19 protein-coding genes are annotated in these 22,018 nt (G+C 55.2%); 8 read left to right on the plus strand and 11 right to left on the minus strand.

The window, feature by feature from the left end:
• Positions 1-60: 60 nt before the first annotated feature.
• The 5 genes from iscA to trmJ form a co-directional block, all read right to left on the minus strand.
• The gene (iscA, locus tag QNN86_RS03635) at positions 61-384 is read right to left on the minus strand and encodes an iron-sulfur cluster assembly protein IscA (protein ID WP_003835203.1); all 324 of its coding nucleotides are present in this window, start codon (positions 382-384) and stop codon (positions 61-63) included.
• 20 nt (positions 385-404) lie between these two features.
• On the minus strand, positions 405-791 hold the full coding sequence (iscU, locus tag QNN86_RS03640; RefSeq protein ID WP_132726084.1) for a Fe-S cluster assembly scaffold IscU: 387 nt from the start codon (positions 789-791) through the stop codon (positions 405-407).
• Between the two features lie 148 nt (positions 792-939).
• The gene (gene iscS / locus QNN86_RS03645) at positions 940-2,154 is read right to left on the minus strand and encodes a cysteine desulfurase (RefSeq protein WP_279277835.1); all 1,215 of its coding nucleotides are present in this window, start codon (positions 2,152-2,154) and stop codon (positions 940-942) included.
• 112 nt (positions 2,155-2,266) lie between these two features.
• Positions 2,267-2,758 carry a Fe-S cluster assembly transcriptional regulator IscR gene (gene iscR, locus QNN86_RS03650; protein WP_005120405.1) on the minus strand — a complete coding sequence of 164 codons (492 nt, stop codon included), beginning with the start codon at positions 2,756-2,758 and terminating at the stop codon, positions 2,267-2,269.
• A 183-nt stretch (positions 2,759-2,941) separates the two neighbouring features.
• A complete protein-coding gene (gene trmJ / locus QNN86_RS03655) occupies positions 2,942-3,673 on the minus strand; it encodes a tRNA (cytosine(32)/uridine(32)-2'-O)-methyltransferase TrmJ (RefSeq protein ID WP_096756164.1) in 732 nt (243 codons plus the stop codon).
• Between the two features lie 118 nt (positions 3,674-3,791).
• Here trmJ and suhB point away from each other — a divergent pair, with 118 nt between their 5' ends.
• Complete coding sequence (suhB, locus tag QNN86_RS03660; protein ID WP_414210638.1) at positions 3,792-4,595, plus strand: inositol-1-monophosphatase; 804 nt, start codon at positions 3,792-3,794, stop codon at positions 4,593-4,595.
• Between the two features lie 73 nt (positions 4,596-4,668).
• On the opposite strand, the gene QNN86_RS03665 is transcribed toward suhB, so the two are convergent.
• Positions 4,669-5,649, minus strand: a complete 981-nt coding sequence (locus QNN86_RS03665) for a nickel/cobalt transporter (RefSeq protein ID WP_414210639.1) — start codon at positions 5,647-5,649, stop codon at positions 4,669-4,671.
• Positions 5,640-6,278: a DUF1007 family protein gene (locus tag QNN86_RS03670; RefSeq protein WP_414210640.1), complete on the minus strand. Its 639-nt coding sequence runs from the start codon at positions 6,276-6,278 to the stop codon at positions 5,640-5,642. The genes QNN86_RS03665 and QNN86_RS03670 overlap by 10 nt, the downstream gene beginning before the upstream one ends.
• A 413-nt stretch (positions 6,279-6,691) precedes the next feature.
• On the opposite strand from QNN86_RS03670, the gene QNN86_RS03675 reads away from it, so the two are divergent.
• From QNN86_RS03675 to csiE, 7 genes are all read left to right on the plus strand, one after another.
• The gene (locus QNN86_RS03675) at positions 6,692-7,675 is read left to right on the plus strand and encodes an autoinducer 2 ABC transporter substrate-binding protein (protein ID WP_096756160.1); all 984 of its coding nucleotides are present in this window, start codon (positions 6,692-6,694) and stop codon (positions 7,673-7,675) included.
• A 103-nt stretch (positions 7,676-7,778) separates the two neighbouring features.
• Positions 7,779-9,287: a sugar ABC transporter ATP-binding protein gene (locus tag QNN86_RS03680; protein ID WP_182269356.1), complete on the plus strand. Its 1,509-nt coding sequence runs from the start codon at positions 7,779-7,781 to the stop codon at positions 9,285-9,287.
• Positions 9,280-10,269 carry an ABC transporter permease gene (locus QNN86_RS03685; RefSeq protein WP_182269355.1) on the plus strand — a complete coding sequence of 330 codons (990 nt, stop codon included), beginning with the start codon at positions 9,280-9,282 and terminating at the stop codon, positions 10,267-10,269. Before QNN86_RS03680 ends, QNN86_RS03685 begins: the two co-directional genes overlap by 8 nt.
• 1 nt (position 10,270) lies before the next feature.
• Positions 10,271-11,224, plus strand: a complete 954-nt coding sequence (locus QNN86_RS03690) for an ABC transporter permease (RefSeq protein ID WP_096756157.1) — start codon at positions 10,271-10,273, stop codon at positions 11,222-11,224.
• 17 nt (positions 11,225-11,241) lie between these two features.
• Positions 11,242-12,879, plus strand: a complete 1,638-nt coding sequence (locus QNN86_RS03695) for an FGGY-family carbohydrate kinase (protein WP_414210641.1) — start codon at positions 11,242-11,244, stop codon at positions 12,877-12,879.
• Positions 12,876-13,475, plus strand: coding sequence for an SIS domain-containing protein (locus tag QNN86_RS03700; RefSeq protein ID WP_414210642.1), 600 nt, complete (start codon positions 12,876-12,878; stop codon positions 13,473-13,475). Before QNN86_RS03695 ends, QNN86_RS03700 begins: the two co-directional genes overlap by 4 nt.
• A 365-nt stretch (positions 13,476-13,840) precedes the next feature.
• The gene (csiE, locus tag QNN86_RS03705) at positions 13,841-15,118 is read left to right on the plus strand and encodes a stationary phase inducible protein CsiE (RefSeq protein WP_135911596.1); all 1,278 of its coding nucleotides are present in this window, start codon (positions 13,841-13,843) and stop codon (positions 15,116-15,118) included.
• On the opposite strand, the gene QNN86_RS03710 is transcribed toward csiE, so the two are convergent.
• The 4 genes from QNN86_RS03710 to QNN86_RS03725 all read right to left on the minus strand — a co-directional run bounded on the left by QNN86_RS03710 (position 15,113) and on the right by QNN86_RS03725 (position 21,970).
• Entirely contained in the window at positions 15,113-16,261 is a 1,149-nt protein-coding gene (locus tag QNN86_RS03710) for a 3-phenylpropionate MFS transporter (protein ID WP_096756153.1), read from the minus strand. The two genes, csiE and QNN86_RS03710, sit on opposite strands and share 6 nt — an antisense overlap.
• Positions 16,262-16,349: 88 nt before the next feature.
• Positions 16,350-17,192, minus strand: coding sequence for an aldose 1-epimerase (locus QNN86_RS03715; protein ID WP_414210643.1), 843 nt, complete (start codon positions 17,190-17,192; stop codon positions 16,350-16,352).
• Positions 17,192-18,631 (minus strand): sugar porter family MFS transporter, encoded by a 1,440-nt coding sequence (locus QNN86_RS03720; RefSeq protein ID WP_279277831.1) that lies wholly within the window; start codon positions 18,629-18,631, stop codon positions 17,192-17,194. The genes QNN86_RS03715 and QNN86_RS03720 overlap by 1 nt, the downstream gene beginning before the upstream one ends.
• A 72-nt stretch (positions 18,632-18,703) precedes the next feature.
• Entirely contained in the window at positions 18,704-21,970 is a 3,267-nt protein-coding gene (locus QNN86_RS03725; protein WP_414210644.1) for a DUF5107 domain-containing protein, read from the minus strand.
• Positions 21,971-22,018 lie beyond the last annotated feature (48 nt).

Genomic DNA, 22,018 nt, shown 5'->3' on the forward strand with positions numbered 1-22,018 from the left:
TAGCCTGTTAGAACAAACCCCACACGTAAAATCATACGTGTGGGGTTATCGGTAAGCGCGTTACACGTGGAAGCTTTCGCCGCACCCACACTCGTCTTTCACGTTAGGGTTAGTGAACTTAAACCCTTCGTTCAGACCTTCTTTGACGAAGTCTAACTGCGTACCGTCCAGAAATTGCAGGCTTTTACCGTCGATCACGACTTTTACGCCTTTGTCTTCAAACACGGTATCTTCAGCCGCCGGCTCGTCAACAAATTCCAGTACATAGGCCATACCTGAGCAGCCGGAGGTTCTCACGCCCAGACGCAGGCCAAACCCTTTACCACGGTTTGCCAGGAAGGTATTTACGCGCGCTGCTGCACTGTCGCTTAAGGTAATCGACATAATAAAACCTCAACTCTTAATTATTTTGCTTCACGTTTGCTTTTGTAATCCGCAATCGCGGCTTTAATCGCGTCTTCAGCCAGAATAGAACAGTGAATCTTCACTGGTGGCAGTTCAAGCTCGTCTGCGATATCGGTGTTTTTAATTGCCTGTGCTTCGTCCAGCGATTTCCCTTTTACCCATTCGGTGACCAGAGAACTGGAGGCAATGGCGGAACCGCAGCCGTAAGTTTTGAAACGCGCGTCTTCAATGATACCGTCATTGTTGACTTTGATCTGCAACTTCATCACGTCGCCACAGGCCGGTGCACCCACCATGCCGCTGCCCACGTTCTCGTCGCTGTTGTCGAAAGAGCCCACGTTACGTGGATTCTCGTAATGATCGATTACTTTTTCGCTGTAAGCCATGTTGAATTCTCCTTATGTGTACCCTAAATAATTCGAGTTGCAGGAAGGCGGCAAGGGAGCAAATCCCCAGGAGCGTACATAAGTACGTGACTGGGGTGAGCGAGCGCGGCCAACGCATCTGCAACTTGAAGTATGACGGGTATACCGATTAATGATGTGACCATTCAATGCTGTTCAGATCCACGCCCTGTTTGAACATTTCCCACAGAGGAGAAAGATCGCGCAGACGGCCGATGGAGTTGCGAACCAGATTGATGGTGTAGTCAATCTCTTCTTCGGTAGTGAAACGACCTAAAGAGAAACGGATTGAGCTGTGTGCCAGCTCGTCAGTCATACCCAGTGCACGCAGCACGTAGGAAGGTTCCAGGCTTGCAGACGTACAGGCAGAACCGGAAGAAACAGCCAGATCTTTCAGCGCCATAATCAGCGATTCGCCTTCAACAAAGTTGAAGCTGACGTTGAGAATGTTCGGTGCGCCGTGCTCGAGGTCACCATTCAGGTACACCTCTTCCATATCTTTTACGCCGTTCCACAGACGGTTACGCAGACCGCGCAGGCGCGCCATCTCAGTTTCCATCTCTTCTTTCGCGATACGGTAAGCTTCACCCATACCGACGATCTGGTGGACTGGCAGCGTACCGGAACGCATGCCGCGCTCGTGACCGCCGCCGTGCATCTGTGCTTCGATGCGGATACGCGGTTTACGACGAACGTACAGTGCGCCGATACCTTTCGGACCGTAAATTTTGTGACCGGAGAAGGACATCAGGTCAACTTTCAGTTGACTCAGATCGATAGGCAGTTTGCCCACGCTCTGGGTCGCATCCACGTGATAGATGATGCCGCGCGCACGGCACATTTCGCCGATTGCCGCGATATCCTGTACCACGCCGATTTCGTTGTTCACGTGCATGATAGAAACGAGAATGGTGTCATCACGCATCGCCGCTTCGAGTTCTTGCAGGTCAATAATGCCGTTACGCTGCGGGGCGAGGTAGGTCACTTCAAACCCTTCGCGCTCCAGCTGACGACAGGTGTCCAGCACGGCTTTGTGTTCCGTTTTGCTGGTGATGATGTGCTTGCCTTTTTTCTGATAAAAGTTGGCCGCACCTTTAATCGCCAGGTTGTCGGATTCGGTCGCGCCGGAAGTAAAGACGATTTCACGCGGATCGGCACCCACCAGGTCAGCAATCTGATTACGGGCGATATCGACCGCCTCTTCAGCATGCCAGCCAAAACGGTGAGAACGGGACGCTGGATTACCAAAGTTTCCGTCCAGGGTCAGACACTGCATCATTTTCTCGGCAACACGCGGGTCCACCGGCGTGGTTGCGGAGTAGTCGAGATAGATCGGTAATTTCATTGCTCTATAAACTCCGTACATCGCTTCAATGCAAGGAATCAGGCAACCGGCTGGATGTACGACCGAGTCAACGGGGTGTCCAACACCCCGGCCTGATTCTAAAATACTTTTATTATGCGCGTAACTTAACGTCGATCGCGTCTTGCGTGCGGGTGCTGCGTGGAGCGTCATGCGTGTGCTGGCGACCAGACACATCCAGGACTTCCTGGTTATTCACCAGTTCACCCAACGTAATGTTGTTGAGGAAACCCGTCAGACGGTCGCTCAAATCGCGCCACAGCGCGTGGGTCAGGCACTTATCGCCGCCCTGACAACCACCTTTGCCCTGACAACGAGTGGCATCTACCGACTCGTCAACAGCGCTAATGACTTCACCTACTGCGATGCTGCCTGCATCTTTACCCAGCAGATACCCGCCGCCTGGTCCACGTACGCTTGAAACCAGACCGTTTTTACGCAAACGGGAAAACAGCTGCTCCAGGTACGACAGGGAGATGCCCTGACGTTCAGAAATATCAGCCAACGGTACCGGGCCCGTTTCGGAGTTGAGCGCAACGTCCAACATTGCGGTCACGGCATAACGCCCTTTTGATGTCAGTCTCATGTCTTACTTAGCCTCAAACTCGCCCCTGCCCGGGGTTTTTTATTGTAAAATGGGGGTATTGCATAGCAGGGGCAAGTCTGACATTCCCGACTAAATCAGTCAACTATTTACTTGACTAAATTAGTCAGGTATTTAACCTTCAGTGCCGTTTTCATTTGCCGGATGGCGCTTCGCTTATCCGGCCTACTTTCCTTTATTCTGCTGCTCTATAGAAGCAAGCATTCCGCGCAGAATATTCAGCTCCTGGCTCTCAGGACGCGCACGCGTGAACAGACGACGCAGTTTGTTCATCACCTGCCCCGGATGGTTCTCGCGGATAAAGCCCGTCGACAGTAGCGTCTGCTCCAGATGGCCGTAAAAACGCTCTAAATCATCGACCAGCGGATACTCGGTTTCTTCGTATTCTGTCGTTTTACCGCTTTCCTGCGTTGCCAGCCAGGCCATACGCACTTCATAAGAAATGACCTGTACCGCCATCGCCAGATTCAGCGAGCTGTATTCCGGGTTAGCGGCAATCGCGACGTGGTAATGGCATTTTTGCAGTTCGTCGTTGGTCAAACCTACGCGTTCACGACCAAACACCAGCGCGACCGGGGTATTCGCCGCTTCGGCTACGCTTTTTAAACCGCATTCGCGCGGGTCGAGCATCGGCCACGGCAAAGTACGGGACCGCGCACTGGTTCCAACCACCAGACTACAGCCAGCCAGCGCTTCATCGAGGGTGTCGACGATTTGCGCATTACCGATCACGTCGCTGGCACCAGCCGCCAGGGCGATGGCCTGGGAGTCCGGTTTTACCAGCGGATTCACCAGCCACAGATTGGTTAAACCCATGGTTTTCATGGCGCGGGCAACAGAGCCCATGTTGCCGGTGTGAGAGGTCTCTACCAGCACAATTCGAATATTTTGCAACATTGTCTTTCTTCGGCTAAAGATTATTCGGCCATATTATCATAAAACGAAGACATATACCGAACTCACTGCTATACTCTGCGCCGTTTTCCCGTTCTTTAACATCCAGTGAGAGAGACCGATGCATCCGATGCTGACCATCGCCGTGCGCGCAGCGCGCAAGGCGGGTAATGTAATTGCCAAACACTACGAAACACCAGACTCTGTAGAAACCAGCCAGAAAGGCAGCAATGATTTCGTGACTAACGTCGATAAAGCCGCAGAAGCGATTATTATCGAAACAATCCGCAAATCTTACCCTCAGCACACCATCATCACCGAAGAAAGCGGTGAACATGTTGGTGAAGATCTGGATGTTCAATGGGTTATCGATCCACTGGATGGCACCACCAACTTCGTTAAACGTCTGCCGCACTTCGCGGTATCCATCGCAGTACGCATTAAAGGCCGTACTGAAGTCGCCGTTGTTTACGATCCAATGCGTAACGAACTGTTCACCGCAACGCGCGGTCAGGGCGCACAGCTGAACGGCTACCGTCTGCGTGGCAGCACCGCTCGCGATCTGGATGGCACCATCATCGCCACCGGGTTCCCGTTCAAAGCCAAACAGCACGCCCCTTCTTATATGAAGATCCTCGGCAAAATGTACACCGAATGCGCTGACTTCCGCCGCACCGGTTCTGCTGCGCTGGATCTGGCCTATGTTGCCGCCGCACGCGTTGATGGTTACTTCGAAATCGGCCTGAAGCCGTGGGATTTTGCCGCAGGTGAACTGATTGCACGTGAAGCAGGCGCACTGGTATGCGACTTCACCGGCGGTCATAACTACATGTCAACCGGCAACATCGTTGCAGGTAACCCGCGCGTAGTGAAAGCCATGCTGGCGAACATGCGTGACGAACTGAGCGACGCGCTGAAGCGTTAATCTGTTGTGGTGCCGGATGCGACGCTGACGCGTCTTGTCCGGCCTACATTTCATACTCATACCGCTTACTAACCTAAAACGGTCGTAATCCCCTTCCCACCGGCACCGCACTCACCCACATCACCACCGCAGCAACCACTAAAATCGCACCACCGGCCAATGCCAGCGTGGTCCAGGCCATCTGTCGCCACAATACCGGCGCTTTATTGCCGCTGAGTTTCAGCGCCATCGTCCGAAAACTGTGTACCAGTAATGCCAGAGAAGTAATGGTCAGAGAGGTTCCCGCTGCCATCGCCAGCGCCGACGCCATGCCCCAGCCAAAGACGCCCACCACTTTACTAAACAACAGCACCATTATGGCGCCAGAACAAGGGCGCATTCCCATCGAGAGAATAATCATCAGCCGGGCGCGCCAGTCATCGCCGCTTTGCAGCTGTTCCGGGTTGGGCACATGCTGATGCCCGCAACCACAGCGTTCATCATGCACATGATGCGGTGTGAACGCGGTAAATGTCGGGCGATGCAACAGCTGGCGCAATTTCTTCAACGCACGGACGCACAATAAAACACCTAAAACGCCAACCAGCGCATAGCTGCCCTTCTCCAGCCATAAACTGCTCATATGCAGTTGCCGGGCGGGCAGTTGCAGTACCGTCAGCACCACAACAACCAGACCTATCGCCACCAGCCCCTGTAATAAGGACGAGGCCAGCGTCAGCCCGATGCTCGACTTCAGCTTCGAAGGATGCGTCGCCAGCCAGGTGGTGATGACAATTTTCCCGTGCCCAGGCCCCAGCGCGTGCAATACCCCATAAATAAAGCTAAACAGCAGCAGCGATCCGCCCGCACGGGTGGGATTGGCGGCCACCGCTTTCAGCAAGCCGCTCATCTGCTGGTTAACGTCCCGCTGCCAGACAATACTTTGCACCATCACTTGCGACCAGGCCTGCCAGAGCCACAGCACGCCGCCGGTCGCCAGCAGTAAAAAGAGCGCCAGTGGCCACAAGGTGAGCCAGCGGCGTCTGGCTACGCGATGTTGATAAATTACTGACATTCTACCGTCACCGTCTGCGCGAATTGTTTACCCAAATCCATATCCTCCGGCGGCGCGTCTTCTTTATCCAGCGACTGCGCAAAGCTCAACGTTTGTTCATTGGGGGTTGGTGTATGCACGCGAATCCGACATTGCTTGCTAAAACCCGGCGCTAGCATGGCATCGCTGTCTTTGTCATAGCTCATATCCACGTAGTAGGTGGGATCAAACGTGGAAATACTATAAGTCTGTCCGGCAAGCGGTTGCGGCTGGGCCAGTGGCAGAACAAACGTCAGCACTGCCTGGTGTTCCTCGCGCTCCATGCCATATTCCGTCGGGCGGTTTTTAAATTTTACCTTTTGCCCGTTGTGCCACACTTCGGTGAAATAGTGCTGTCCGAGGACATTGGCCATCACTTCCGCCGCCAGTTTTTTCCAGATCTCATCCCCCGGTTTGGCATTGCCCGCATCGTACAGCAGGTCAGCGGAGGTGATTTCATCCATCGTCCAGCGCATTTTCAACGCCACAAACTGGTTATTTTCACTCACCAGTTCGGTTTTCAGATGAATAAAACTGTGAGGATGCGCGCCCGTGCCAAAAGACAGGACGACCAGAAACAACGTGACAATGATGCGTTTAACACGCGGCATGATTTCTCCACAATAAATCCAGCCCGCCATCAAAAGGACGTCGTTGGCGAGAATACGCTGAGGATAGCATTGAACGATAAAATATTGGGCCCCTTTTCCGGTATCGATTCAGTTCTCAATTTCGAAAATTTGTTCATCGTTGGCAACGGAAAAAAAGAGGATTTACCGCATCCCCTTAATGCAAATGATAACAAAATGTTAATATTTAGTTTCATTTTAATTGTTTGATAACAATAAATTTGACTTCACACACGCGAAACCCTTCACATTTAACTAAAAATTAACTCAAATAGATCCTGCATTTTACAAAAATGGGCATAGATCACATTCACAGGATTTATGATTCATTCCCTCTTCCCTTCGTTGTTAACCTCACGCCGTGACATGCCCTGCCCCCTACTAAAGGTACAACTATGAAATTCAAACTCGCATTACTCAGTGCAACCCTGGTTTCTGCATGCATGTTGTCCGGCACGTCCTTTGCGGCGGAAAAATATGAAATTGCTGTGGTTGCCAAAGTCACTGGTATTCCCTGGTTTAACCGTATGGAGACCGGCGTTAACGAAGCAGCAAAAAAACTGGATGTGAACGCTTACCAGACCGGTCCGTCTACGCCAGACCCGGCTCAGCAAGTGAAAGTGATTGAAGATCTGATCGCCAAAAACGTGAATGCGATAATCGTAGTGCCAAACGATGCCAAGGTCCTTGAGCCGGTACTGAAAAAAGCGCGCGAGAAAGGCATTGTGGTCCTGACGCACGAATCCCCGGACGAGCAAATCGGCCAGTGGGATATCGAAACCATCGACAGTGAAAAATATGCGCAGGCCAACGTTGATGAGCTGGCGAAAAGTATGGGCGGCAAAGGGGGTTATGCCATCTATGTCGGTTCGCTGACCGTGCCGTTGCATAACGCATGGGCCGACTATGCGATTAAGTATCAGAAAGAAAAATACCCGGAGATGTTCGAAGTGACCTCGCGTCTGCCGGTAGCGGAAAGTATTGATAAATCCTACTCCACGACGCTGGATCTGATGAAAACCTATCCGCAAATGAAAGGGATTATCGGCTTCGGTTCACTGGGTCCAATTGGGGCAGGCCAGGCCGTACAGAAAAAACGCGCCAAGGATAAAATTGCCGTCGTCGGTATCGCCATGCCAGCCCAGGCCGCACCTTACCTGATGCGTGGAGATATCAAAAAAGCACTGTTGTGGGACCCGAAAGATGCGGGCTACGCACTGGTGACGGTTGCTGACCAACTGCTGCAAGGCAAAGAGGTCAATACCGATCTGAGTATCGATGGTTTAGGGAAAGCCGATATCGACATGGAGAAGAAAGTGATCCGCTTTAACAAGATCCTCGAAGTCACCAAAGACAACGCGCAATCACTCGGTTTCTAAGGCTTTAGCCAACACCAGGGAACCTTAACGCCGACCGCCTGGTCGGCGCTATCCACCACACTCACACTCAGCGTCCGTCAGGACGCTCGCAGGGGTATTGTCCATGGCAGACACCACCGCATTTATCACTCTTGAGAATATCAGCAAACAATTCCCGGGCGTGCTGGCGCTGGATAACGTGAATCTGACGCTGAAAAAAGGCGAAGTTCACTGTCTGGCGGGCCAAAACGGCTGTGGCAAGAGCACCATCATTAAAGTGATCTCCGGGGTCTATCACCCTGAAAAAGGCGCGCAGATTTTACTTGATGGCAAGCTGTTCCATCACCTGACGCCGCAACTTTCCTCTCACTATGGCATCCAGGTCATCTATCAGGATCTGTCGCTATTCCCCAATTTTAGCGTCGCGGAAAATATTGCGGTTAACCGCTACCTGCCCGGCGGTGATATATGGGTACGTCGCGGCGCCATGAAACAACAAGCGCTGGCAGCCATGAAGCGCATTGGTGTAACCCTCGATCCGGACAAAAAGGTCGAGAAACTCTCCATCGCCGACCGCCAACTGGTGGCGATTTGCCGGGCGATTGCCGCCGACGCACGGCTGGTCATCATGGATGAACCCACCGCCTCGTTAACCCGTCAGGAAGTCAACGGCCTGCTGCGGGTGGTTAACGAACTGAAAGCCGCCGGCATTTGCGTGGTATTTGTCAGCCATCGTCTTGATGAAGTGATGGAGGTGGCTGACCGGATCAGCGTGATGCGCGACGGGAAACTGGTCGGCACGTATCCTGCCAGCGAACTGGACAGCCACGAACTGGCCTTCCTGATGACCGGGCAACGCTTCCATTACAGCCCGCTGCCGGAGAAGTCATTCGACTCCCACGAACCGTTGCTGGAACTGCGCAACCTGAGCCGTCGCGGAAAATACCAGAATATTAATTTGTCACTGCACGGTGGTGAGATTGTCTCGATTGTCGGCCTGCTGGGTGCCGGGCGCACCGAGCTGTGCCTGAGCCTGTTTGGCATGACTCACCCCGAAAGCGGTGAAATGCGCATTAACGGTCAGCCGGTGCGGCTGCGTAATAACCACGATGCAATCAAACACGGGATCGGCTACGTCTCAGAAGATCGCCTGACCCAGGGGCTGATCATGGAACAGTCGATCTACGACAACACCATTGTTACGGTATTCGATCAACTGCATACCGGTAGCGGCCTGCTCGATCATGGTAAAGCACAAAAGCTGGTCGCTGATTTGATCCGCGAGCTGAACATAAAAGTGTCCGATCCGCACCTGCCGGTCAAAACGCTCTCCGGCGGCAACGCCCAGCGTATCGCCATTGCCAAATGGGTGGCGACCCATCCGCGTATCCTGATCCTCGACTCCCCCACCGTTGGCGTCGACATTGCCAACAAAGAGGGCATTTACCAGATTGCCCGCGATCTGGCCGAGCAGGGAATGGCGGTGCTCATGATCTGCGATGAGATCCCGGAAGCTTATTACAACAGCCACCGCGTGCTGGTGATGCGTCGCGGCAAACTGGTGGCGGAATTTAATCCTCATCAGTGTCGTGAAGAGGAGATTGCTGAAGTGGTCGAGGTCATCAATGAATAGTCTGCGTTTCTCCCGTTTGCTCGGGCAACATGAATTCTGGCTGGGCCTGCTGGTGGTCGCACTCGCCGTCGGGCTGAGCGTCAGTACCGACGAGTTCCTGTCGCTGGGGAACCTGACCGACGTCGCCACCAGCTACGCTATTCTCGGCATTCTGGCCTGCGGCCTGTTTGTGGTGCTGATTTCCGGCGGGATCGACATTTCATTCCCGGCGATGACCGCCATTGCCCAGTACGCGATGGCCAGTTGGGTGATCGGCCACGGCGGCAACTTTGCGCTGGCGCTGGTTATTGCCATTGCCGTCGGACTGCTGCTCGGGCTTATTAACGGCTTTCTGGTCTACTGGCTGCGCGTACCGGCGATCATCATTACCATCGCCACGCTGAACGTCTACTACGGTCTGCTGGTGTACGCCACTAAAGGTACCTGGCTGTATGGCTTCCCGGACTGGTTCATGAACGGCATCAACTGGTTCTCGTTCACCGCAGCGGACGGCTACGACTACGGACTGACCCTGCCCCTGCTGTGTCTGGCGGCGGTGATTATTGTGACTGCCGTACTGATGAACTATACCCGCCTCGGTCGCCAGGTTTACGCCATGGGCGGCAACCGCGACGCGGCGTCGCGCCTGGGTCTGAATTTGCTGAAGCTGCATTTCTACGTGTACGGCTACATGGGGATTCTGGCAGGCGTTGCCGCCGTGGTGCAGGCGCAAATCACCCAATCCGTCGCGCCCAACTCCCTGCTCGGTTTTGAGTTGACGGTACTGGCGGCGGTCGTGCTCGGGGGAACCAGCATGAGCGGTGGACGCGGTACCCTGACCGGAACGCTGCTCGGCGTTGTCCTGCTGGCCTTCTTACAAAACGGCCTGACGCTGCTGAGCGTCTCCTCTTACTGGCACACCGTGTTCAGCGGCGCCATTATCCTGGTCAGCATTAGCGCCACGGCCTGGAACGAAAAACGTAAACTGGCAAGGGAGCTTTGAGATGAAAACAATCGCCAGATTTTTACCCGGTGATGCCATCATTCGTCTGCAATGCATCATTATTGTGGTCGTCGCGCTGGTCTTCTCGGCCCTGCTTGGCAGCCGTTTTTTCAGCGTGGCTAACTTCCAGTCCATCAGCTCACAGCTACCGATCCTCGGCATGCTGGCGCTGGGGATGGGCATGACCATGCTGACCGGCGGCATTAACCTGTCCATTATTGCCGGGGCTAACGCCTGCTCGCTGGTGATGGCGGCAATCATCGTCGCCCATCCTGATAACCCGCTGTTCCTGGTCATCGCCCTATTGGCGGGTGCCGCCGTGGCGGTAGCCATTGGCACGCTGAACGGCGCGCTGATCGCCTGGGTTGGCGTGTCGCCTATTCTCGCCACGCTCGGCACCATGACACTTATCTCCGGGCTGAATATTCTGCTCTCTAACGGCACGGTCATTTCCGGCTTCCCGACCGCTATTCAATACCTGGGTAACGGCACGATTGCCGGTATCCCCGTGGCGCTACTGCTCTTTTTCCTCGTGGCCATCCTGCTGTGGGTATTGCTGGAACACACCACACTTGGGCGCAGCCTGTATCTCGTCGGGTCCAACGAACAGGCAACCCGCTACAGCGGCGTGAATACGGTACGGGTACAGATCTCCGTGTACGTCATTTCGGCCCTGCTCGGCTGGGTAGCCGCCATCCTGATGATGGCGAAATTTAACTCGGCAAAAGCCGGATACGGCGAATCCTATCTGCTGGTCACCATCCTCGCCTCGGTGCTGGGTGGCATCAACCCGGATGGCGGCTTCGGGCGTATTATCGGCCTGGTGCTGGCGCTCATTGTGCTGCAAATGCTGGAAAGCGGCCTTAACTTGCTGGGGGTCAGTAGCTATCTGACGATGGCGCTGTGGGGCGCGGTGCTGATCCTCTTTATCGCATTACAGAATCGTAAAGCCTGATTCCAGGAGAAAAAATTATGGCAAGTTACTTTATTGGTGTGGATGTCGGAACCGGTAGCGCCCGTGCAGGCGTGTTTGATCTCAACGGTAGAATGGTCGGTCAGGCCAGCCGGACGATTGAGATTTACCGTCCGCAGGCCGATTTCGTTGAGCAATCCTCAGATAACATCTGGCAGGCAGTGTGTAACGCGGTTCGTGATGCGATTAACCAGTCAGATATCAACCCGATTCAGGTGAAAGGTCTGGGCTTCGACGCCACCTGCTCGCTGGTGGTGCTCGATAAAGAAGGTAAACCACTGACCATCAGCCCTTCCGGGCGCAGCGAGCAAAACATTATTGTGTGGATGGATCACCGCGCCATTACTCAAGCCGAGCGCATTAACGCCCTGCATCATCGAGTGCTGGACTACGTCGGCGGGATTATCTCACCGGAAATGCAAACGCCAAAACTGCTGTGGCTGAAGCAGCATATGCCCAACACCTGGGCCAATGCAGGCTACTACTTTGACCTGCCGGATTTCCTCACCTGGCGCGCGACCGGCGACGACACGCGCTCGCTGTGCTCGACGGTGTGTAAATGGACCTATATGGGTCATGAGGACAAATGGGATGCCAGCTATTTCCGCCAGATTGGGCTGGAAGACTTGTTGGAGCACGATGCCGCTAAAATTGGCCGCGACGTGAAAACGATGGGGGAACCGCTCGGTCATGGCCTTTCTGCACGGGCCGCCGGCGAAATGGGTCTGATCCCAGGGACCGCGGTCAGCGTGTCGATTATCGATGCCCACGCCGGAACGCTGGGCACCCTCGGTGCCAGCGGTGTGACCGGCGAGGTGGCTGATTTTGACCGCCGCGTCGCGCTGATTGGCGGCACGTCCACCGGTCATATGGCAATATCTAAAGAGCCGCGCTTTATCAGCGGCGTCTGGGGTCCTTACTACTCCGCCGTCCTGCCGCAATACTGGCTCAACGAAGGTGGACAGTCGGCCACCGGCGCGTTAATCGACCACGTTATTCAGTCACACCCGTGCTACGACACGCTGCTGGCGCAGGCAAAATCACAGGGGCAGACCATTTACGAAGTGCTGAATGCGCTGCTGCGTAAAATGGCCGGCGAACCGGAAGATATCGCATTTCTGACCCGCGATATGCACATTCTGCCCTATTTCCACGGTAACCGTTCCCCGCGCGCCAACCCAACGCTCACCGGGGCGATTACCGGGTTGAAGCTGTCCCGGACGCCGGAAGATATGGCGCTGCAGTATCTGGCGACCATTCAGGCCATTGCGCTGGGGACGCGGCATATTATCGAAACGATGAACCAAAGCGGGTATACCATCGATACCATTATGGCCAGCGGCGGCGGCACGAAAAACCCAATTTTCGTGCAGGAACATGCCAACGCCACCGGCTGTGCGATGCTGCTACCGGAAGAAAGTGAAGCCATGCTGCTGGGCAGCGCCATGATGGGAACCCTCGCCGCAGGTGTGTTCGATACCTTCCCGGAAGCGATGTCAGCGATGAGCCGCATTGGTAAAACGGTCACCCCGCAAACCAACCGTATTAAGCAGTACTACGATCGCAAATACCGGGTTTTCCACGAGATGTACCAGGACCATATGAAATACCGCCAGTTGATGCAGGAGGACGCATGAGTGATTCATGGTCCCAGGCGACCGGCGTATGGCAACTCTACAGCGAGGCTCTGGCGGGATTGGGCCAGCATCTGACAGAGCAGACCTGGCAGTCTTTAATGAGCGAATTGCGCGACTGCACAGGAAAAATCGTCGTCACCGGCGTCGGCACGTCCGGCATTGCCGCGCGTAAAGTGGCGCATATGCTGGCCTGCGTCGAACGCCCGGCAATTTACCTCAATGCCACCGACGCCGCTCATGGCGACCTGGGTTTTTTACGCGCAGACGATCGGGTGATTATGCTGTCGCGCGGAGGGAATTCAGATGAGCTTACCCGACTGCTGCCCGGACTGGCTGCGCGGAACGTACCGGTAATTAGCGTGACGGAAAACGCCGACTCAGCCATTGCTAAGGCGTCGAGGCTGGTGATTTCCACCGGCGTCCAGCGCGAGGCCGATCCGCTGGACATGCTGGCAACCACGTCCATTCTTCTGGTGCTGGCGATATTTGATGCCGCCTGCGCCTGTCTGATGAGCGAGAGTGGTTACTCAAAGGAAACGCTGTTAGCCGTGCATCCTGGCGGCGATGTAGGATTAACGCTGAGCCGTGGGCAGTAACGCCAGACAGTTGTTCCGGAGGTAATGGATCTGTTGCCTCCGGTGTATTGCTACGTTCACCTTATGTTTTTCACTTATCTGAAATGATAGTACCCGTGAACGTGACCCTGAGCCGGAATCACATGTTCTCCATAATGCTTAACTGACAAACAGTACAGCCACTGGTAGTGTTTTTTTATATTGCAACAAAAGATAAAACAGTGAAAAAACGTGTTAACGCGCTGCGTTTAACTCCCGCCCACTGTTCCTCGCGTTAAAAATTCTGTGACGGTCTCCAGCATTCCTGGCGGAAAGGATTCCATTCTTCATTTCTATGAGCAAACTTTAGCTATTCTTACCAAACATACTTTCGGGAGACTCTACAGATGATGACAACGCTTGCCCCGCCATCTGTACTTTCTGCTCCCCAGCGCCGCTGCCATGTGCTGCTGACGCTGTTCCAGCCGGGGCAAATCGCGACCACCCAGACATTTAGCGCCCTCAATGGCGTCGAAGACGATGTGGTCCGCGAGGATATCATCGGCGCGGGGATTGAAATCCAGCGCTATCATCGTCTTACTATCATTGCCACGCAGAATGGTGGCTACCAGATCGAAGGATCGGCACTCAATCAACGATTGTGCTTTCTGCACTGGCTACGACGCGGCCTGCGGCTGTGCCCAGGCTTTATCACAGGGCAGTTCACACCAGCGTTAAAAATGCAGCTCAAACAACGCGGTATCGCCCGCACGCTGTATGACGACACCAATCTGCATGCGCTCATCAACCTCTGTTCCCGGCGACTGCAAAAGCCGTTTGAATGCCGGGATGTCCAGTTTCTGCGCCTGTTTTTACAGTACAGCCTGCTGCAACATCACGCCGGGCTCCACCCGGAGTTTAACCCGCTACAACAGCGCTGGGCGCAATCCTGCGCCGAGTATGCGCTCGCCGAAGAAATCGGTCGTCACTGGCAGCGCCGTGTGATGCAAAGTGCGCCACCGGGCGAGTCGCTGTTTATGGCGCTGCTGTTCTCGATGATCCGCATCCCCGATCCCATTCGCGATAACCATCAGCAGGACCGCCGCCTGCGTCTGGCCATTGCCCGACTGGTGCTACGTTTTCGCGAGAGCGGCAACGTCCGCTTCAGCGACGAACAAGGATTGAACGACCAGTTGTACGTGCATCTTGCTCAGGCGTTGAACCGTAGCGTGTTCGCGATTGGCATTGATAACACTCTGCCGGAGGAGTTCAGTCGGCTCTATCCCCGGCTGGTGCGCACCACGCGAGAAGCGCTCAAGGGATTTGAAGCGGAATACGAGGTGCATTTTTCTGAAGAAGAAGCGGGGCTGGTCGCCGTCATTTTTGGCGCATGGCTGATGCAGGAAAAAGATCTGCACGAGAAGCAAATCATTCTGCTGACGGGCAATAATGAACGACTGGAGACGCATATTGAGCAGCAATTGCGTGAGCTGACCCTGCTGCCGCTGAACGTAAAACATATGCCAATGCAGGACTTTCAGAAACAGGGCTCGCCGCGTGGCGTGGCGCTGATTATTACCCCGTACACCACGCCGCTACCGCTGTTTTCACCGCCGTTGATTCATGCGGATCTGTCGCTTACGCTGCATCAGCAGCAGCAGATCCGCAAAATCCTCGAATCATAACACCGGTGATTGCGCCGTCACTTTAGGCCGCAAGACGATGGCGGGCAGCGCCACCAGCGCCATAACCCAGAATACACCGCTGCCCATATTCTGGTACAGGTAACCAGCGAACACGGTCATGATGGCAATACTTCCGCCCATCGCAATGGCGGAATAGACCGCCTGCAAACGAATCACTTCACTGCTCTGGCGTGCGGCAATGTAGCGCATGGCCGCCAGGTGACACACGGTAAACGTACCGCAATGCAGGATTTGCACCACGATAAGCCACGGTAGCTCGGTACTCCAGCCCATCAACCCCCAGCGCACCACGCCACACACGGCGGAGAGCAGCAACAGATCGCGGGCGCTAAAGCGGCGGAACAGCTTGTGGCTGAGTGCGAAGATAATCACTTCCGCGACCACACCCAGTGACCATAAATAGCCCACCGCTGACGCCGAATATCCGGCAGACTGCCAGTAAATAGCGCTGAAACCATAATAGGCTGCGTGCGCCCCTTGCAGCAGGCTCACGCAGGCAAGAAAGCGCCAGCTCTGCATAACCAGCTGACGCCATGCTGGCCATCCGGTACTCTCCTGCTGGCGAACTTCTCCCGCAGGCTGCACGCTCGGGCGGATCATCATACCCAGCAGCATTGACGCCAACGCCAGTGACAGCAGTACCAGGATCACCCGATAGTCATACAGGGTCACCAGCTTACCGGTCAGCGCCGAGCCAATCACAAAGGCCACAGACCCCCACAACCGCACCCGGCCATAGTCCATGGTGATTTGCTTTTGCCAGGTATTCGCCAGCGCATCCGTCAGCGGCACCAGCGGCGAGAAGAACAGGTTAAACCCGACCATCACCACCATCAGCCACGCCACGTGCGTCCCCGCCCAGAAGGCCAGCGCAAATACCAGCGTCAGCAGCGCTAAAATGCGTAAAGCGGAAATCAGACGAGAGGGATCGCTCACGCGCGGCGCAATGAGCAAACTACCGAGAAAACGTGCAATTAACCCCGCGCCTAACAGCAGGCCGATGGTTTCAGGCGTCAGCCCCAACCCTTCGAGCCACACGCTCCAGAAAGGCAGAAAAATCCCGTAGCTAAAAAAGTAGGTGAAATAACCGAGCGCCAGCCAGCGCGTGGAGTGCAAAACCATGATTCCCTCCCGTTTGGAGGCGATAGTCTGGCGATAAACCCCGGCTGGCGCAAGCGAGTATTAACAGGCAGATAACATGATAATTGCCCTATTCTACGCGAATTTGCAGCGCAAAATGGCACTGTTCTCCCTGCGCTAAAAGGCGTAATCCCGGCTGGCCCGGCATGTGGTGGGCATTCACCGGATGCGTCTGTGGTTCGAGGCACAGGAACTCCTCACCCGACATTCTGAACAGCATAAGCCACGGAGTTTGCGCCAGAATCGTGACCTTCATCACATCGCGTTGAATGACCGCCTGTCCGCCCCAGCCGGAATAACCTACGTTCAGCCAGGCATCTTCACCATACTGCGCGCGAGTGAAATCAGCCGCGGGTGGGATATCGTGCTGCCAGGGTAACGGCAAGTGTTGCTCACCCTCCGGCCAGTAGCCGCTGGCCGAAAACTGCGCCGTACTGCGCACATCAAAGGTAAAAAACGGATGGAAGCCGCAGCCGTACAACATCGGTCGTTCGCCGCTGTGGGTGAGGGTCAACGAGGCATGCAGGCTGGATGCTTCCAGTTGATAGCACAGCTGCGCCGTATAGTCGTAACCGCACGGATGCCAGCCGCGTAAGCGCAGCAAACAGCCACTTTGAGTCGCATTAACCACCTCCCAGCGCCGCAGCCAGCCGTCACCGTGTAAGAAGAATTTATCGTCCGCCTCATGCTGCGGCAAAACCACCTCTTCCCCCCGCAGCAGAAAGCGATTACCTGCCACCCGGTTAGCCAGCGGTAACATGGGGAACAGGCCGCAATCCCCCGGTTGTTTCCCCTGGCCCTCACGTAAAACCGGTTGTTGATGTTGTAACGACACCAGACTCAACAGCGACCCGCCCTGAGGATCAACGCACATCCGCAGATGTGCGTTTTGTAGCATCAAAAGGTTGTCCATTACCGGGCGCTACGTGGTTGGGCCGAAGTGCTGGCTTTGCTGTGCTGCGCCGCCAGCTGTTCTTCCAGCGCTTCCAGGGTGACGCCCTTGGTTTCCGGCACATGGCGCAGAACGTAAACATAACCCATGGCACAAATCACACCGTACAGCAGGAAGCTCCCGGCCGCACCCAGGCTGGCATTGAGCAGCGGGAAGGTGTAGGTCAGCAGGAAACAGGCAATCCATAGCGCCAGCGTACCCAGCGACATCGCCAGACCGCGTACGCGGTTAGGGAAAATTTCCGACAGAAGCACCCAGGTCACCGGGGCCAGCGTCAGGGCGTAAATAGCGATTGCCGCCAACACCAGTACCAACACCGGCCATCCCATAATGCCCAAGCCGTAGGCACTGGCAATCAGCACATAGATAACGGTCAGCCCCGATGCGCCAAACAGCATCAGTTTGCGACGTCCAATTTTGTCCACCAGCGGCAGAGCGGCAAGGGTGAAGACCAGATTAATGATCCCCGTCGCCACGATCGATTTTAACGTACCGTTGATATCGAACCCGGCGGAGGCAAAGATCTCCTGCGCATAGTTGAAGATAACGTTAATCCCACACCACTGCTGGAATACGGCCAGCACCATACCAATAATCACGATCGGTTTGATCTGCGGTTGCAGCAGCGTAGACCAGGCGACCTTGTGATTATCTTTTTGCAGCGTGTGTTCAATCTCCTTCAGGGTTTGCTCTGCATACGCTGTACTGCCAATCCGTTGCAGCATGGCGCGTGCGCGCTCAGGTTTCCCGGCCTTCACCAACCAGCGCGGAGATTCCGGCACAAAGAACATCAGTACAAGAAACGCCAGAGCGGGGACTAACTCGGCACCGAACATCCAGCGCCAGCCCGTCTGACCGTTCCAGCTTTCCACAATCGCCTGCTGGGTCGCGCCAGTGGCAACGGGTTCAGCAATCATCAGATTGATAAGCTGCGCCGCCAGCACGCCAATCACGATGGTCAGTTGGTTAACGGCAACAAAACGACCGCGCTTTTCAGCCGGGCTGACTTCAGCGATGTACAGTGGACTCAGCGCCGACGCCAGACCAATCCCCACCCCGCCGACGATACGATAGACAATAAACATATCGAAATTGCTGGCAACGGCGGTGCCCCAGGCAGAGGCACTGAAGAGTATCGCAGAGAGGATCAGCGGCATTTTTCGACCAAACTTGTCGGCACACCAGCCGGAGATCAGCGCACCAAAAATACAGCCGACCAGCGCCGAGCTCATCGCCCAGCCGGACTGCGCCGGATCGGTAATCGAGAAATACGCTTCATAGAAGGGTTTCGCCCCACCAATCACTACCCAGTCATAGCCAAACAGTAAACCACCGCAGGCCGCAACCAGGCAGATAGTCCAGACATAGCCAATCTTTAAATGTGTCTGCGCGTTATTCATTATCATTCCTCTTTCAGGGAAACGCAGGAAACAGAAGGTTTCAGGTGGGGTTGCCCCCACCCAATCAGGGTGTTACTGGAAAAGCGATATGTTGATGGCGTGACGCAGCAGCAAGGCTTTGTCGTGCGCCGGATGACGTTGCAATAGCGCATCAAGGTCATGCTGGCAGGCTGGCAGATTGCCCAGCCCCAGGTGCCCAAGCGCGTTGATGAACAGACAGTGTTGCTGATGTTTCTCGTGTGCAGAGGTATCCAACACCACTAAATCAGGCAGCGATACGGCAAAGAAATCGACGTCCGGCACCTGGTCATGCTGCGTATCAACCCACTGCAGGAAGCTGTGGAACAGCGTGTCCGCTTGCGCGGTGTCCCCCATCGCTTTCAACGCCATGCCTTGCCAGAACAGATAGTCCACCGGCTGGTCGTTGTAATAACGTCCGGCGTCAAGCGAACTACCGCCCCGCGTTGCCCGCACAAAATAGCGCTGGGCCTCGTCATGGTGTCCCTGCTGCTGTGCGCAATATCCCAGCAAATACCAGATGTCGTTATCCGTTTGTCCGGGTAAACGTCCTTCGCCGAGGTTCTGCGGGTAGTGCAGCGCCTGTTGCAGCAAGACGATGGCAGCCGTGAAATCGTTGATGTGAATAGCGGCCAGTGCCCGATGCAGGTGATTGAGCAGATACTGCCCGGTGGCTTTGCCTTCACCGCCTTCCCACGGGTGGAACACGCGCTCGTTGAGCACGGCCGCCGCGGCATCATAGTGACCCACGCCATTCCATAAACTGAGCAGTTCTACCGTCAGGTCATCACGATGGAAAACCACCTCCTTGCTGGCTTCCAGCCTTGCCAAACGCTGTTTAGCCGGTTGTGCCAGAAGTTTATTGAGGTAGTCGAGCTCAAACAGGAAGCGCGCATTTTTCGGCTCCAGCGCCACGGCCTGCGACAGATAACGCTCTGCCAGTTGAGCATCATGCTGCTTGTTCCAGGCATAAATCCCCAGCAATCGGTGTACCGGGGCAAAATCCGGCTCCTGCTCAAGCGTGAATTGCCAGCAGGAGACCGCCTCGTCATAACGTCGTTTGCTATACCAGAAACAGCCGAGCAAATAGCGGGCAAACGCGCTATGCGCCAGCGTTTGTAGCATCTGCACTTCATCCAGCGTATTGGGGAATCGCACACGGTTTTGCAGACACTCGCGAGCGCGCATGATGAAAGACTGAGGGTTATCACTGAGTGAAGCCCGCCACAACATCGGCAGCGTTTCCTGGCTGTCGAGCAGTTCCAGCACATCGCGCGCCGCATCTTGCTGCCCCAAAGAAGTCAGCCAACCCGCCAGCTCGCAGGCATTGGTACCACGTCGCCCGGTAACGGACAGCAGTGCGGCGGCTGAATCTTCGTCCTGGCCGATAGCCCAGCGCGCATAGTGCAGGGTGTAACTCAGCGGATAGTCAGCCAGCTGTTGGCGAATATATTCCAGCGCCTGCTCGCTGCGATCAAGCTTCGCCAGCACCAACGCTTTCAGCCCCATCGCCAGGTTATTACTGCCGTTGAAACGCAGACTCTGATCGACCTTCTCCAGCGCACCAGCATAGTCTGCACGCTTCATTGCCAGACGAGCCAGCGACCAGAAGGCGGCATCGCGACAGTTACCGCTCCAGCTTGCCTTGTAGTAACTCTCCCACGCACCGTCATTATCACCCTGACGTTCCAGAGCGGCGGCCAGCAGCATGCTCGCCTCGCCATCACGCGGATTTTTATTGAGTTTATGCGCGCGTTCAAGCGCCGCACGCGCACAGTGCTCGGCCAATGCCCAGTCCGCCCGGTTTAGCGCCAGCGTTCCCAGCGCCACATTATTGCGGTAATCAAGCGGATCAACCTCCAGCGCGCGGCGATAATAATCCTCTGCATAACGGCTGGCGTGATTGTATTGTTCCAGATGCTGACCAATAAAATAGAGTTCATCGGTATTGGACAGCGCCTCTGGCAGTGCCGGCGCAACGGCGGCCGAAGGCAGCGGTAATTCTTCGGCAATGTGCTCTTCGTATTGCAGCAGCGACGAGCCATCCGCGCGGGTCACGGCCATGGTCACCCGCTCGTGACCGCGATCGGACACCTCAGCCAGCCAGCTTTTGCCCGGCTCAAGGGTCAGCATCTGTTCATAAAACGGTTTCCCATCAGCAGAAAGCGTAACCAACACGTCGTGCAGCGGCGCAATAGCGTAAACGCCAACAGAGAGCTGGCCATTGTCACGCACCAGACGCAGCGCCAGTTGAGTGCTGGCGTTTTGCACCATGCCGAGTTCGCTGTAGGGCAGGAAGTTTTGTACGAAGACTTTCTCTTCGTACGGCGCAAGCCAGGTAAAGTCCGGCTGATTATCAGTAAAGACCCCGGTCATCAGTTCAATATACGGCCCGTTGTCATCGGTCAGGTTGCGATCCCAGGCGACGCCAAACTCACCGTATCCCCAGGTCCACTGTTTTTTCCCTGGCGAAACGTGGTGATCGGCGACATGCAGCAGTCCGCCGCGTTCGCTATGGTGCCACGCGCCGACAAAGTCATAGTTCGATTTTTCAGCCATATAGGAGGTCGGAACCGGCACGTTTTTGTAGCGTGAGATATCCACGCCCGCGGAGTAATCCACTTTGTAATAAGTGCCGGTCGCTATCGGGAACGCGGAAACATCGCGCTTACCATGGTCAAAAACGGCAGTCACATCCGGCGGGAACACGCTCTGATGATCGTCCCCGCCCTTCACCGCAGGATTCGCCCACCATAAGAAATGGCGCGGAGTGGCATTACCGTTAAACACTTTTCCGGTTATCTCAATCAGGGCGCGATCCGGATACAGCGTGAATCCTGTCATCACCTGCAAGCCACGCATCGGCTCAACTTCACCCATCCACACCGTGTATTCGCCCTGCTCGCCCTGCTGTTGAGTAAAATCAACCGGCATAAAGGTGGTGGGACGGTGATGCTGAGGCCAGTTAAACTCAATGCCGCCGGAGATCCACGGCCCGAGCAGGCCCACCAGCGCAGGTTTGACGACTTCGTTGTAGTAGACGAAATCGCGCTGTTGTACTTTGTCATAGGCGCGATGAATACGCCCCCCCAACTCCGGCAGCAGCATGATGCGAATGAAGTCATTCTCCATCCACACCGCTTTGTAGTCGCGCATTTCACGCTTGCCGGTTAGCGTATCAATCACGCCATAGGGATACACCGCACCAGAAGATCCCTGATAAACCCGTTTCTCAAGGAACATTGGGTTAGCGTCTTCCTCGCCTGCCGTCCACGTTGGGAGGGTGATCGTTTCCTGCCAGACCATCACTGAACCGTACATGCCGCTCTCCACTCAATAAACAAAAGTAAAAATTTAACTTGAGGCTAT

This window comes from Citrobacter sp. C348 (assembly GCF_047467975.1).
In the GTDB taxonomy this organism is placed as follows: Bacteria; Pseudomonadota; Gammaproteobacteria; order Enterobacterales; family Enterobacteriaceae; genus Citrobacter; species Citrobacter gillenii.

What these genes read in the sequence shown, in the direction of transcription:
- iscA (WP_003835203.1), bottom strand. Translation starts at nt 384, where the DNA reads ATGTCGATTACCTTAAGCGACAGTGCAGCAGCGCGCGTAAATACCTTC.
- QNN86_RS03695 (WP_414210641.1), top strand. Translation starts at nt 11,242, where the DNA reads ATGGCAAGTTACTTTATTGGTGTGGATGTCGGAACCGGTAGCGCCCGT.
- QNN86_RS03725 (WP_414210644.1), bottom strand. Translation starts at nt 21,970, where the DNA reads ATGTACGGTTCAGTGATGGTCTGGCAGGAAACGATCACCCTCCCAACG.
- QNN86_RS03670 (WP_414210640.1), bottom strand. Translation starts at nt 6,278, where the DNA reads ATGCCGCGTGTTAAACGCATCATTGTCACGTTGTTTCTGGTCGTCCTG.
- suhB (WP_414210638.1), top strand. Translation starts at nt 3,792, where the DNA reads ATGCATCCGATGCTGACCATCGCCGTGCGCGCAGCGCGCAAGGCGGGT.
- iscS (WP_279277835.1), bottom strand. Translation starts at nt 2,154, where the DNA reads ATGAAATTACCGATCTATCTCGACTACTCCGCAACCACGCCGGTGGAC.
- QNN86_RS03700 (WP_414210642.1), top strand. Translation starts at nt 12,876, where the DNA reads ATGAGTGATTCATGGTCCCAGGCGACCGGCGTATGGCAACTCTACAGC.
- iscU (WP_132726084.1), bottom strand. Translation starts at nt 791, where the DNA reads ATGGCTTACAGCGAAAAAGTAATCGATCATTACGAGAATCCACGTAAC.
- QNN86_RS03720 (WP_279277831.1), bottom strand. Translation starts at nt 18,631, where the DNA reads ATGAATAACGCGCAGACACATTTAAAGATTGGCTATGTCTGGACTATC.
- QNN86_RS03690 (WP_096756157.1), top strand. Translation starts at nt 10,271, where the DNA reads ATGAAAACAATCGCCAGATTTTTACCCGGTGATGCCATCATTCGTCTG.
- csiE (WP_135911596.1), top strand. Translation starts at nt 13,841, where the DNA reads ATGATGACAACGCTTGCCCCGCCATCTGTACTTTCTGCTCCCCAGCGC.
- trmJ (WP_096756164.1), bottom strand. Translation starts at nt 3,673, where the DNA reads ATGTTGCAAAATATTCGAATTGTGCTGGTAGAGACCTCTCACACCGGC.
- QNN86_RS03680 (WP_182269356.1), top strand. Translation starts at nt 7,779, where the DNA reads ATGGCAGACACCACCGCATTTATCACTCTTGAGAATATCAGCAAACAA.
- QNN86_RS03710 (WP_096756153.1), bottom strand. Translation starts at nt 16,261, where the DNA reads ATGGTTTTGCACTCCACGCGCTGGCTGGCGCTCGGTTATTTCACCTAC.
- QNN86_RS03665 (WP_414210639.1), bottom strand. Translation starts at nt 5,649, where the DNA reads ATGTCAGTAATTTATCAACATCGCGTAGCCAGACGCCGCTGGCTCACC.
- QNN86_RS03685 (WP_182269355.1), top strand. Translation starts at nt 9,280, where the DNA reads ATGAATAGTCTGCGTTTCTCCCGTTTGCTCGGGCAACATGAATTCTGG.
- QNN86_RS03715 (WP_414210643.1), bottom strand. Translation starts at nt 17,192, where the DNA reads ATGGACAACCTTTTGATGCTACAAAACGCACATCTGCGGATGTGCGTT.
- QNN86_RS03675 (WP_096756160.1), top strand. Translation starts at nt 6,692, where the DNA reads ATGAAATTCAAACTCGCATTACTCAGTGCAACCCTGGTTTCTGCATGC.
- iscR (WP_005120405.1), bottom strand. Translation starts at nt 2,758, where the DNA reads ATGAGACTGACATCAAAAGGGCGTTATGCCGTGACCGCAATGTTGGAC.